General features: G+C 44.8%; 11 protein-coding genes. 10 read left to right on the top strand and 1 reads right to left on the bottom strand.

All coding sequences use genetic code 11. The features are described 5' to 3' along the window. The first annotated feature begins 194 nt into the window (after positions 1-194). From apt to L2755_RS01745, 10 genes are all read left to right on the top strand, one after another. Entirely contained in the window at positions 195-746 is a 552-nt protein-coding gene (gene apt / locus L2755_RS01700; protein WP_248979021.1) for an adenine phosphoribosyltransferase, read from the top strand. 151 nt (positions 747-897) lie between these two features. After that, positions 898-3759, top strand: coding sequence for a DNA polymerase III subunit gamma/tau (gene dnaX / locus L2755_RS01705; RefSeq protein WP_248979022.1), 2862 nt, complete (start codon positions 898-900; stop codon positions 3757-3759). Between the two features lie 100 nt (positions 3760-3859). Next, on the top strand, positions 3860-4189 hold the full coding sequence (locus L2755_RS01710) for a YbaB/EbfC family nucleoid-associated protein (RefSeq protein WP_248979023.1): 330 nt from the start codon (positions 3860-3862) through the stop codon (positions 4187-4189). Between the two features lie 286 nt (positions 4190-4475). Beyond that, a complete protein-coding gene (recR, locus tag L2755_RS01715; protein WP_248979024.1) occupies positions 4476-5075 on the top strand; it encodes a recombination mediator RecR in 600 nt (199 codons plus the stop codon). Between the two features lie 173 nt (positions 5076-5248). Next, the gene (gene htpG, locus L2755_RS01720; RefSeq protein WP_248979025.1) at positions 5249-7168 is read left to right on the top strand and encodes a molecular chaperone HtpG; all 1920 of its coding nucleotides are present in this window, start codon (positions 5249-5251) and stop codon (positions 7166-7168) included. Positions 7169-7240: 72 nt separating this feature from the next. Continuing rightward, positions 7241-8086 (top strand): co-chaperone YbbN, encoded by an 846-nt coding sequence (locus L2755_RS01725; protein ID WP_248979026.1) that lies wholly within the window; start codon positions 7241-7243, stop codon positions 8084-8086. 188 nt (positions 8087-8274) lie between these two features. Continuing rightward, positions 8275-8919, top strand: a complete 645-nt coding sequence (gene adk / locus L2755_RS01730; RefSeq protein ID WP_248979027.1) for an adenylate kinase — start codon at positions 8275-8277, stop codon at positions 8917-8919. Between the two features lie 129 nt (positions 8920-9048). Then, on the top strand, positions 9049-10044 hold the full coding sequence (gene hemH / locus L2755_RS01735; protein WP_248979028.1) for a ferrochelatase: 996 nt from the start codon (positions 9049-9051) through the stop codon (positions 10042-10044). A 248-nt stretch (positions 10045-10292) separates the two neighbouring features. After that, positions 10293-11597, top strand: coding sequence for an inosine/guanosine kinase (locus L2755_RS01740; RefSeq protein ID WP_248979029.1), 1305 nt, complete (start codon positions 10293-10295; stop codon positions 11595-11597). A 180-nt stretch (positions 11598-11777) separates the two neighbouring features. Then, complete coding sequence (locus L2755_RS01745) at positions 11778-12332, top strand: sugar O-acetyltransferase (protein ID WP_248979030.1); 555 nt, start codon at positions 11778-11780, stop codon at positions 12330-12332. 117 nt (positions 12333-12449) lie between these two features. On the opposite strand, the gene L2755_RS01750 is transcribed toward L2755_RS01745, so the two are convergent. Continuing rightward, positions 12450-13766, bottom strand: a complete 1317-nt coding sequence (locus L2755_RS01750; protein ID WP_248979031.1) for a dicarboxylate/amino acid:cation symporter — start codon at positions 13764-13766, stop codon at positions 12450-12452. Positions 13767-13930: the final 164 nt, after the last annotated feature.

The raw sequence follows: 13930 nt of genomic DNA on the forward strand, positions 1-13930 counted from the left end.
TAAAGGCTCTTTTTGCTGGTGAACAATAGTAACTATATTTAGCGTGATATGACGCAGCAGATCTTACTATCCAATGTTGCAACTGATCATAAAGCGGCTTAAGCTTTACGGCCATTTTTACACTTCGATGACATTTGCTTTGGCGATGTAGCCTGCAGGGTGTCAGAAAATTAAACTCAATAAAGTAAATAATTATGGTTATGAACACTGACAGCTTGGCACTAATAAAGAACAGCATTAAAACCATCCCTAACTACCCTAAAGAGGGGATTTTGTTTAGAGATGTGACTAGCTTATTAGAAGATCCACAAGCGTATAAACTTACAATTGATCTTTTAGTGGAACACTACAAGGAGCAAGGTTTTACCAAAGTTGTCGGCACTGAAGCTCGTGGTTTCCTATTTGGCGCACCTTTAGCATTAGAGCTGGGTATTGGTTTCGTACCAGTACGTAAGCCAGGTAAATTACCAAGAGAGACTATTTCCGAAAGCTACGAGCTTGAGTATGGTCATGACGCTCTTGAAATTCACGTTGATGCCATCACTAGCGAAGATAAAGTCTTAGTTGTTGATGACCTACTGGCGACTGGCGGTACCATTGAAGCAACGGTTAAGTTAATCCGTAATCTAGGCGGCCAAGTTAATCACGCTGCATTTGTTATCTCTCTGCCAGATCTAGGTGGTGAAAAGCGTCTAGGGACAATGGATCTCGAATTACTTAGCTTATGTGAATTCGAAGGCGAATAATCAGCCTAAAACATCTGTTTAAGGTGATTTAATCACCGCCAAACCGCTCCTTGAACGCTTGATATAGCATGTCAAACCTTGGCATGCTATTGTTCAAATAAGTCGAGGAGCGTGCTCCCGTAATCATATTCATGACACGTTGGGGAGTTCCATGTCATATCAGGTGTTAGCCAGAAAATGGCGCCCTGCCAAATTTGAGCAAATGGTTGGCCAGTCTCATGTTTTACATGCATTAACCAATGCGCTCACTCAGCAAAGATTGCATCATGCTTATCTGTTTTCCGGCACTCGAGGAGTGGGGAAAACCAGTCTTGCACGTCTTTTCGCTAAAGGCTTAAATTGTGAACAAGGGGTTACCGCCACGCCATGTGGTGAGTGTTCAGCTTGTGTTGAAATCGCAGAAGGGCGTTTTGTTGATCTCATCGAGGTCGATGCTGCTTCGCGCACAAAAGTTGATGATACCCGCGAACTACTCGATAACGTTCAATATCGCCCCAGTCGTGGTCGCTATAAAGTGTATCTTATCGATGAAGTGCATATGCTGTCTCGCAGTAGCTTCAATGCGTTACTCAAAACTCTTGAAGAGCCGCCAGAGCATGTAAAGTTTCTACTCGCTACGACGGATCCACAACGCTTACCTGTCACTGTATTATCACGCTGCTTACAGTTTAATCTCAAGAGCCTGACCCAAGATGAGATTGCTAATCAGCTAGCCAATGTCTTGACTCAAGAAACATTGCATTTTGAATCTTCAGCGTTAACCCTGCTTGCAAAAGCGGCTAACGGCAGTATGCGTGATGCGTTAAGCCTGACCGATCAAGCCATCGCTTTTGGTGCTGGACAAGTCAAACTTGAACTTGTGCAAACCATGCTGGGTAGCATTGATGACAAACAGGTCATTGCCTTATTGGAAGCATTAGCCAAAGCAGATGTGATGGCGTTGATGCAGGTCAGTGCCAGTGTATTGTCATTTGGCGCTGAGCCGGAAGAGGTACTGCGTAGTTTACTGGAACTATTGCACCAAATTACCTTAACTCAATTTGCTCCCGCTGCAGCGCAGATGTCGCTATACAGCGAGCAAATAAAAGCGTTTGCCGAGCAGTTATCGCCTGAGCAAGTACAGCTATATTACCAGCTGCTGTTGACCGGCCGTAAAGACTTACCTTATGCGCCTGATCCCAAATCGGGGCTTGAAATGGCACTCCTGCGTGCAGTGACCTTTGTGCCTGAACAACCCGTAACCAAATGGGTGACAGACACGCCAGCAAAGCTCGTAATACCTGAGTTAAAGACTGGATCACAATTGGCATCAGTCGATACAACAGCAGAAAAAAAAACGCTGATAGAGGCTAGCGACGGAGTTACCAGTCCACTTAGCGATAAAACGATAGAGCTTTCAGACTCAGACCTAGAGTCAAACCTAGACCTAGGTTCAGACGCTACAGCTAAGCCTCAAGATAATATTACTCAAGCTGCGCCGCCAGTATTGGATAATCTGGAGAGCATGAACAGTGAAATGGCCGTCATACTCAGTCAAGCTGAGAGCCAAGGGTATGCAAAGATTGATGAAACAGCTGCTAATAAGCCGTTAACTGCGTCAGTGCAGAGTACTTTAGTTGAAGAGGGCACAGATACAGTAGCCTCTAATAAACCGGCGACTGTCGAAGATGCAGTGGTTGTCGCTACAGCCGACATCAGTGCTGTAGCCCGCCCAAGTTCCAACACTCATATCACTACCGAAGCCACGCGGGATTCAACATCTAGCGCAAGTGATAACAATCGTGAAAATGTTGCTGAAACAGTCGGTGTTAAAACCAATGCTAGCACCGATACAGAAACCAACATGGGAGAGGTCACCTCCTCCGTCGTTACTGACTATGCCGCTGAAGACGACCTGTCTGCTTATTCGCAATATGCTGGCGCGCAGGATATCGATTTTGACGGCAACGATTTTGACTTTGATGCTCCCGACTCGGCGCCGTTACCACAAGACTCGTTATCTCCAGTTACGGTCGAACAAAATACTGTGGTTGCTAAAAGTGAAACTGAAAATTCAGCAAATACGATAACTAGCACGACAACAGAAGTCGACTTAAGTGACGATATTTTGGATGCTGTATTAGCCGCAAGGGATTCTCTACTGGATGGATTAGGCGAAGATGAGCCTAAGGAGAGTTCCACAAAAAAGTCCGTTAAGGAACGGAAGGCTTTTGCGCCGCCAGTACGTAAACCTAAGCCAGAGCCTGAAGCTGAAAAACCATCACAGCCAATCAATGCGTTCGAGCAAGCTGATAACAGTAGCGATATTATCGACAGACCGCCATGGGAAGAGCCACATGAGCAAGATCCCACCTCGCGATTTAAAGATGAAAGCGCCGCTCATGCAGCTGAGTCGCCAGCCAATGCTGCTGTTAAACCTGTTGCAGCACCAAGTCAACAGAAGAACAAAACCGCTAAGGCTAGTGATAAACCCACTGCTATGCAGCTTGATTCAACTTCAGTTCAGGATGTTGCGTTAAACTTACCCGCACTACCTAGCGGCGAGTTAAGCGGGAATGACATAGATTTAAAGTGGTACCGCTTTATGGCTGAACTTGAAGTCGGTGGGCGCGTTAGGCAACTCGCAGTCAATTCAGTGTGTCATCAGTTTGAACAACCGTTGTCGCTGTTATTGAAACCGGATCAAAAGCATCTTGCTGCTGATGTTGCGATTAAGCAGTTTGAAGAGGCCATGAGTGAAGCGCTTGGCGAGCCAAGTGAAGTGCGAGTTTCTGTCGGTGTCGACAGTACTCGGGAGACCCCTCTAGAAGTTAGGCGTCGTTTTCATAAAGAGATCCTCGTACAAGCGCATCATGGGTTGATGACTGACGACAATGTACGTTGGTTAGCGCAACACATGGGCGCACAGCTAACGCCTGATACACTCACTTATGCACCAGAATTGTTGGTTAATAAAGGTAAATTGATAGAATTGGTCGATATGTCGAACTTTAAGCGGTTACCTGAGTCATAATTTTACAATTGAAATTTCAGCTTTCATTGCTAATCAGTCTATATTTAGTAAGATTAGCCCACTTTATTTGTAGTGATAAATAATAGAAGAGAATTAGAGTATGTTTGGAAAAGGCGGTATGGGCAACTTGATGAAGCAAGCCCAACAGATGCAAGACAAAATGGCTAAAGTGCAGGAAGAGATTGCACGTATGGAAGTGACTGGCGAAGCCGGCGCTGGCCTTGTTAAAGTCACCATGACGGGCTCTCACAGTGTGCGCAAAGTCGACATTGACGCTAGCTTGCTTGAAGATGATAAAGAGATGCTAGAAGACCTGATTGCAGCAGCATGTAATGATGCCGCACGTCGAGTTGAAGAGAATCAAAAAGAGAGAATGGCTGAAGTCACCGGCGGCATGCAGTTGCCACCCGGCATGAAGATGCCTTTCTAAGACTGCAGATACCTGCTGTATTTGCGCCTAGCGTTTGCAGTATAATATTGCTGTTTATTGTTTTTAAGAGCCCAAGATGACTTGGGCTTTTTTGTGCTTTAAGCTTTGTACCGGATGACTCTATCGGGGTCGTATCGCGTTAATATTGCATTATCATCATGGTATTCTATGGTAATATCGGCGGTTCATTTGATTGGGGATGATGTGAGTTTATGACTTATATCAGCTCTTAAAATCAAAACTTATTATTCTTAGGCAGATTTTGCCTCGCTATGCGGAACGTTAAATGAAATTTAGTCCTCTTGTTGATGAGTTGATCCAGTCACTTAAATGCTTACCTGGCGTCGGACCAAAATCAGCGCAGCGCATGGCATTTCAGCTATTAGAGCGTGACCGCAAGGCGGGAAGTAAGCTTGCTGAATCACTCGGTAAAGCCATGTCCGATGTAGGTCATTGCCAGTCATGCCGTACCTTTACCGAAGAAACCTATTGCCCTATTTGCGTCAGTACTAAACGCGGCCATTCTAGTATTATTTGTGTGGTAGAAACCCCTGCCGACGCATTAGCAATCGAGGCGGGTGGCCATTTTAGTGGCCGTTATTTTGTCTTACTTGGGCACTTATCGCCGCTCGATGGCGTCGGGCCCGATGAGTTGGGGCTTGCACTGTTAGAAACCCATTTAGCCTCGGGCGAGATCAGTGAACTTATTTTGGCAACCAACCCAACCGTTGAAGGTGATGCCACCGCCCACTACATTGCAGATATGGCTAAAAACCATAAGTTAACAGTGAGCCGTATTGCCCACGGAGTGCCCGTTGGCGGTGAGCTTGAATACGTTGATAGCACCACCTTGGCGCTGTCTTTTAACGGTCGATTGCCTATTTAATACAGCAAGATTAATGGTTGATGTCATCACAAGGCCCAGTAAATGGTTATCCATTTACTGGGCTTTTTTTGTGCAATTGAAATCAATGGGACCTTTGCCCCTTGAAAAGCGATTTTATAACCCCATTTCTAGTAACAAGCAGTACTTATATCAAATTTTAAAGGGAACATTTCATGTCACAACAAGAAACTCATGGCTTTCAAACTGAAGTCAAACAACTACTACATTTGATGATCCACTCTTTGTACTCAAACAAAGAAATTTTCTTGCGCGAATTAGTTTCTAATGCAGCCGATGCGGCAGATAAGCTGCGCTATAAAGCCTTAACGAACAACGATCTTTACGAAGGTGAGGGCGAATTGCGCGTTCGCATCAGTACTGACAAAGAAAAAGGCACCATTACTATTGAAGACAATGGTATTGGTATGACCCGTGATGGTGTAATTGAACACCTAGGCACGATCGCTAAGTCAGGCACTGCTGATTTCTTTAAAAATCTATCTGGTGATGATTCAAAAGACTCGCAGTTGATTGGTCAGTTTGGTGTTGGTTTCTACTCTGCATTTATTGTGTCTGACAAAGTGACTGTGCGTACTCGCGCAGCGGGCCACAGCAGTGATGAAGGTGTGCTTTGGGAATCTGCCGGTGAAGGTGACTTCACCGTCAACACGATTACTAAGCAATCTCGCGGTACTGAAATCACCTTACATTTGAAAGATGATGAAAAAGAGTTTGCCGATGACTACCGTCTGCGCTCTATCGTGACGAAATACTCAGATCATATCTCTGTTGCCGTTGAAATGTTTGAAGAGGGCACGCCTGCAGTTGAAGCGACTGAAGCGGGCGCTGAAGCCGTCCCTGGGACAGAGGGGTGCTGGAAGCCAATGAACAAGGCGACTGCACTTTGGACACGTAACAAGAGTGACGTGACTAAAGAGGAGTACCAAGAATTTTACAAGCATATTTCTCATGACTACACAGATCCACTCGTTTGGAGCCATAACCGCGTTGAAGGTAAGCAGGAATACACCAGCTTGCTTTATATCCCGGCTAAAGCGCCTTTCGACATGTGGAACCGCGACCGTAAGCACGGTCTAAAACTGTTTGTACAACGCGTATTCGTTATGGACGATGCTGAGCAGTTTATGCCTAGCTACCTGCGTTTCGTGCAAGGCTTGATTGACTCAAACGATCTGCCACTAAACGTCTCCCGTGAAATTTTACAAGACAATAAAGTGACCACCTCACTGCGCACTGCTGTGACTAAGCGCGTATTGGGCATGCTTGAAAAGCTGGCTAAAAATGATGCAGAAAAATATCAATCTTTCTGGGCTGAGTTTGGTCAAATTCTAAAAGAGGGTCCTGCTGAAGATTTCGCTAACAAAGAACGTATTGCCGGTTTGTTACGTTTTGCTTCAACTCACACGGGTGAGGCTACGCCAAACGTATCTCTTGCTGAGTACGTTGAGCGCATGCAGGAAGGCCAAACGAAGATCTATTACATTGTTGCCGATAGCCATGAAGCGGCTGCCAATAGTCCGCATCTAGAATTGCTGCGCAAAAAAGGCATCGAAGTATTGCTAATGTCTGAGCGTATCGATGAGTGGTTAATTAACCACCTTACCGAGTTTAATGCTAAGCAGATGCACTCTGTGACTCGCGGCGACTTAGAATTAGGTGAGTTAGAAGATGCTGGCGAGAAAGAAGCACAGGAAAAGCTTGAAACTGAATCTGAAGGCCTAGTTAAGCGCGTTAAAGACAGCTTAGGCGATAAAGTATCTGCGGTTAAAGTCACCACACGTTTAACTGACACACCAGCGTGTGTTGTTGCGGGTGAAGGCGAAATGTCGACCCAAATGATTAAGCTGATGCAAGCTGCGGGTCAAGCCGTTCCTGAATCTAAACCAACATTTGAGCTTAACCCTGAGCATCCTCTCGTGGCCCGTCTTAACGATGAGCAAGACGAAGAGGCATTCGCACAGTGGTCAGATCTTTTATTACAGCAGGCATTATTGTCTGAAAAAGGCAGTTTAGCAGACCCATCAGCGTTCATTAAATTGATGAACCAGATGTTGTTAGCTAACGTTAAGTAGGAAACAACTATAATGAAAGAGGCAGTTAATCTGCCTCTTTTTTTTGGGTATTTTAAAGGTTAAAGGAAAGTGATGGAAAATATTCTAGAACTGACTAAAGACAACATTCAACAAGTCGTCGATGCTTCAATGGATCAGGTGATTGTATTAGCATTTTGGGCCAGTAAAAGCCCTGAAAGTCTAACCTTGATGCAAACGCTTGAGAGTCTCTCGCAGCAGCAAAACGGTCGTTTTGTGTTAGCCAAAGTAAACTGCGAAGCTGAAATGGAGATAGCCAACTATTTCCAGATCCAAAATTTGCCAACCACCTTAGTTTTACATGAAGGTAAACCTATTGATGGTTTTGCTGGTGTGCAAGATGCGCCGCAAATTACCGAAATGCTCGATAAGCATCTACCAGCCGTGTGGCAGTTGCAGCTTAAGCAAGCCAGAGTGTTTTTATCTGAGCAAAATGCCATAGGTGCACTGCCATTATTGAAAGAAGCTTACGCCGAGCAGCCCATTGCTGAAATTGCACTTGCGTTAGCGGATGTGTATCTGTCGCTGGATGCTTTAGAAGATGTTCAAACACTACTCGCTAGTGTGGGTCTTGCAGATCAAGACGGCTATTACCAGAGTCTAAAGGCCAAGTTTGCACTGGCACTTGATGCGGCTGATACGCCTGAAATCAGGCAGCTGCAAACAGACTTTGAGAAATCACCCAATGATTTCGACGCTTTACTCGCGCTGGCCAAAGCACTGCACCAGGCTAAACGTAATGACGAAGCATTGGCCTTGTTGTTTGCCCCTTTGCAGAAAGATCTTGCTGTGCAGGACGGTAAAGTAAAAGGATTGTTTTTAGAGATCTTAACCGCTTTAGGTCAAGCTAATAGCTTAGCGAAACAGTATCGCCGTAAGCTTTACACCTTACTTTATTGATAATGGTCAATATCTAGACTTATTTGCCATGAGTGAGGCTAAAGTCGAAGGGAAATCGCTTCAAAATGGCGGCAAATTATGCGAAAATCGCCGCCCTAAACATAATAATACCAATCGCGTGACCACACTTTAGACTTTTGTCTGCGTTAGAGGTTGGTATAACAATGCGAAATAAGAGGAAGATTGAGATGCGCATTATGCTATTAGGTGCCCCAGGTGCCGGTAAAGGTACCCAAGCCCAATTCATCATGGAAAAGTACGGTATTCCTCAAATTTCAACCGGTGACATGCTGCGCGCTGCAGTTAAAGCGGGCACTCCACTTGGCTTAGAAGCTAAAAAAGTGATGGATGCTGGTCAATTGGTATCTGACGAGTTAATTATTGGTCTTGTGAAAGAGCGTGTTGCACAAGATGATTGCGCAGATGGATTCCTATTAGATGGTTTTCCACGCACAATTCCTCAAGCTGATGCGATGGCGACTGGTGGCATTACTATCGATCACGTCGTTGAAATTGATGTGCCAGACGAAGAGATCGTTAAGCGCATGGGCGGCCGTCGTGTTCACCCAGGTTCTGGTCGTGTTTATCACATCGTCTTTAATCAGCCTAAGGTTGAAGGTAAAGATGATGTTACTGGCGAAGACTTAGCAATTCGTCCAGATGATGAAGAAACAACAGTGCGTAAACGTCTTGATATCTACCATGAGCAAACAAAGCCATTGGTTGAATATTACGGTGCGGTTGCAGCGAAAGGTGAAGCGACTTATAACAAGTTTGATGGCACTCAGTCTGTTGCTAAAGTTAGCCAAGAAATTGTTGCAGCACTTGGCTAAATTTGCACAAAATAATAGTGTGTTTATGAGCTAGTTCTCATATTTGAAAAAGCCCATGTAAGTGGGCTTTTTTTATGCTTTTTCCAATGATAGCCTGACGCTGAATATCTTGGTTAAAAGAGAGAAAACGTGAGCGACACAACCTCCCCATTTGGTGTTTTGTTAGTTAATCTAGGCACGCCAGATTCTCCAACAGCGCCAGACGTTAAAAAATTCCTCAAGCAGTTCCTTAGTGATCCACGTGTTGTAGATATCTCACCTTGGATCTGGAAGCCCATTCTTAATGGTATAATTTTAACCACCCGTCCAGCAAAAGTCGCTAAGCTCTATGAGTCTATTTGGTGGGAGCAAGGCTCTCCCTTAATGGTAATAAGCCAGCGACAACGCGATAAGCTAATGCAATCTCTGCACCACAGTTTTGGCTTTAAAGTGCCCGTCGAGTTAGGCATGAGTTACGGTAATCCCTCTTTAGAATCAGGTCTTAATAACTTAAAATCTCAAGGCGTTAACAAGATTTTTGTCTTGCCTCTTTACGCGCAATATTCATGCTCTACCGTTGCGCCAGTGTTCGATGCCATTAGCGATCTGCATCGAACTAAGCGTGATTTTCCAGAGCTTAGGATCAATAAAGACTATTTTGATCATCCAAGCTACATCGCCGCGCTTGCTGGATCCGTTAAGCAACACTGGCAGAGCAAGGGGCAGGGTGAGGTATTACTGATGTCGTTTCACGGCGTGCCCGTTCGCTATGTCACCGAAGGCGATCCTTATCAAATGCAGTGCCAAAAAACGGCTGAACTTGTGGCTGATGCACTCGGGTTAACGGCTAAGCAATGGCGGATCTGTTTTCAATCTCAGTTTGGAAAAGAGCAATGGTTAACGCCAGCCACTGACAAGCTGTTGGAAGCGCTCCCTGCAGAAGGGGTAAAATCAGTCGATATTATGTGTCCGGCTTTTTCTTCTGATTGCTTAGAAACACTGGAAGAGATCTCTGAAGAGGGCAAAGCGTCGTTTATAGCGGCAGGCGGCGAGCGCTATGAGTTTATTGCTTGTTTAAATGACTCAAATCCGCATATCAGCTTGCTCAGCCAAATTGTTGAACAACAAACCTTAGGTTGGTGCTAAATTTGGCTGCTTAGCAGTGATTTCAGCTAGCGAATGAGGCTGGGTATGGTAGAATTCCCCACTTTTTTGTATCCGCCTAACGTTAACGCTTTTTGTTTAATCGTTTTATGGCTGTTAGCTGCGTTAACACCACCGGCTGCTAGAATTGAAAGCCACGAGTCGTTTGTTGATGCCAAGCGTTATGACTTGTGATCCCTTAGCCGTTTTAATTATCTTTTGCATGGATGCCGAATGAAAGAGAGCTCAATATGAAGTTTCCAGGTCAGCGTAAGTCTAAACATTATTTTCCGGTCAAAAATCGTGATCCGTTATTAGCACAGTTGATCCAACAGCCTCAGCCTATCTCTACTTACGTGTCTGGTATAGACCAAACATTGGTAGATATTGAAGCGAAGGTGGAAGATGAGTTACTCAGTCGCTATGACTTACCTAAGGGTAATTCGACCTTGATAGACGATGACAAGGCACATGCTTTGTATACCGAGTTAAAAGAGCGTGAGCTGGTGAGTGACGAGTTTGCCGGTGGCACCATTGGTAACACAGTACACAATTACTCCATTCTTGCTGATGACCGCTCGGTGTTATTTGGCGTTATGAGTCAAAATATCGAGATTGGCAGTTACGCTTATCGATACCTCTGCAACACTTCATCAAAGGTTGATTTAAACCAGTTGCAGCCTGTAGCGGGTCCAATTGGCCGTTGTTTCACGTTGGTCTCAGAGTGCGGCGAAAGAACGTTTGCGATTAGCAAAGGATCAATGGATAAATTAACGCCTGAATTTATTGATAAAGATATTGTACAGGGCGGCTCTGCACTCATTTTGACAGCTTACCTTATGCGCGCAAGTGGTGAAGATAAGATCACCGATGCGGCGATGAAGGCTATAGAATACGCCAAAGCGGCTGAAGTTCCGGTGGTATTAACCTTGGGCACTCGCTTCCTAATTGAAGAAGATCCACAGTGGTGGCAGCGTTTTATTAAAGAGCATGTGACCATTTTGGCCATGAATGAGGATGAAGGCGAGGCACTCACTGGATTTAAAGACCCCTTACAAGCCAGTGAAGCAGCGTTAGAGTGGTGTGACATGGTGTTGACTACGGCAGGGCCTTTAGGGCTTTATACTGCGGGATATACCGAAGACTCTGAAAAGCGTGAAACGAGTCATACGTTACTCCCTGGTGCAATCCCTGAGTTTAACCGCTATGAGTTTTCTCGCCCTAAGCTGAAAGCAGATTGTGAGTCGCCGCTTAAAGTGTATGCACACATCTCACCGTATATGGGCGGCCCAGAAAAAATTCGCAATACTAATGGCGCTGGAGACGGTGCATTAGCCGCATTACTGCATGATCTAGCCTCTAATCGATTCCATAAGACCAACGTGCCGGGGTCAAGCAAGCATAATCGTGACGGTCTGTGTTATTCATCATTCTCGCAGATCTGTAAATATGCCAACCGTGTCGCTTATGAAGTATTAGCGCAACACAGTCCGCGATTATCTCGTGGTTTACCTGAACGTGAAGATAGTCTGGAAGAGTCATACTGGGAACGATAATCTATTTAACTTACTCCGATTTTTAACGAGTATGTTTTAGGGTCCAGCTCCTTGTCTCAGTGCGATTCTACATTTTGAGATAAACGACTCAGTTTGTATTAAACAAACGACAATATAATAAGCCACAGTTTAGTCACTCTAAACGGTGGCTTTTTTGCTTTGTGGGAATATGATAGGCAGATGACAGAATATGAAAAAATGCTTAACGGTGACGTTTTTGATGGTGCAGATCTCGAGATTTCAGCTCTGCGTGATAGGGCTTTCACGCTAACCAAACAAATTAATCATAGTCACAGTTTTGCTGACGCGCAGGACTTAATTAAGCAGCTGTTTAATAACGTCGGAGCAGGGACTTTGGTGAGTGTTCCGTTTAACTGTGAATTTGGAAAACAGATAAGTATTGGTGCGGGAAGTTTCCTCAACATGGGCGTGTTGATGTTAGATGGCGCTAAGATCACCATTGGTAATAATGTCATGATCGGTCCTAACAGCCAGTTTTATACTGCATCACACTCTACAGACCATTTGAGTCGCCGCCGTTGGGAAACCTATTGTCAACAAATAGTCATAGAAGACGATGTTTGGATTGGCGGGAATGTCGTGATTAATCAAGGAGTAACAATTGGTGCTCGCTCAATTGTTGCGGCTGGTGCCGTGGTCAATAAAAACGTACCAGTTGATTGTATGGTAGGTGGTACGCCAGCCCGTTTATTAAAGATGCTAAATTCCGCTTAGCTGATGTGTGGTTGATGGTTGTTTATATTTGAACTTAAAGATGGTCATTCATGAGCTAGATGACAAACAAAAAAGGCGCCTTAAAGGCGCCTTCTTTACACAGAACGTACGCTTGACTTACTTCTCTTCGGCGTGAACCTGAGCGTTAAAGCCTGGTGCCACTTTACCTGCTTGAGTGTCGTTGAAAATATCTTCATTAAACTCATTTTCAGATTTAGCAATAACAACGGTTGCCACAGTATCACCGGTGACGTTAACGGCAGTCCGGACCATATCAAGCAGTCTATCGACACCGATAATCAGTGCGATACCTTCTACAGGTAGACCCACTTGGTTTAGTACCATTGCCAGCATGATAAGTCCGACACCAGGTACGCCTGCCGTACCAATTGATGCCAGCGTTGCGGTTACCACCACCATCGCGTAATCAGAGATGGTTAAATCGATACCGTACACTTGCGCAATAAATACCGTTGCCACACCTTGCATTATCGCGGTGCCATCCATGTTGATGGTTGCACCAAGCGGTAGCGTGAATGAGGCGATTTTATTGTCAACGCCCATGCGATGTTCAGCGGTTTCAATCGTTACCGGAAGGGTCGCGTTAGAGCTTGCTGTGCTGAAGGCAAATAACTGCACATCGCGGATTTTGCGTATAAAGGTAAATGGGCTTAGACCCGAGAATACTTTCAGCAGCGTCGGATAAACAATAAACGCATGAATGAGTAACACACCCAGTACCACGAAGAAGTACTGCACTACACTGCCAAAGGTTTCCATACCGAGCGTTAATGCCAGTTTCGCCATTAATGCAAACACACCATAGGGTGCAAGCTGCATTATTAACGTAACCACACGCATGATGACTTCATTAAGGTCGGCAAACAGCGCTGCAACGCGTTTACCGCGTTCACCAATATGAGAGATAGCAAAACCAAAGATAACGGCAAAAATGATGATTTGAAGCATATTACCTTCGCTCATCGCCTGCAGTGGGTTAGTGGGTACGATATTAATGATCACTTCCGCTAAGCTTGGCGCCTGTTTGGCATCAAAATGCATGCTCTCAGTCACCAAGGTAGCGTTACCAGGATGTATAGCAATAGCAATCAGAATTGCCATCGAAAGTGCGATAGCGGTAGTGAATAGATAAAACGCGATGGTTTTGCCACCGAGTCGACCTAACTTAGAGGGTTCGCTTAAAGAACATGTTCCGCAGACCAGTGATACAAATACCAAGGGTACAACCAACATTTTCAAACTTGAAATGAATATAGTACCGATGACATTTAAAAAGCCTTCGGTAATGTATTCTTTGATGAAGTCACTTTCGGGAAAAAGGTTACGAAGGAGTAACCCCAGAATAATACCAGATGCCATTCCGAGTAGAATTTTACTCGTGAGGCCAAGCTTTTTTGATTTCGTAGCAGACATAGTGCTTCCTGTATAATTTTTATGCTTTCAATTTGCGCGTTAAAGACTAGCAAGAAAGAGCCACAGTTGAAATGGTGTAAAAGTTAAAGTTTCTGATGTTATTTATCTATTTGCCATCTTTAGTTGTAGATAAGTTGCAGTGAAATTGTGTAATGTTAGCTTCT

Source organism: Shewanella abyssi, from assembly GCF_023284025.1.
GTDB lineage: Bacteria > Pseudomonadota > Gammaproteobacteria > Enterobacterales > Shewanellaceae > Shewanella > Shewanella abyssi.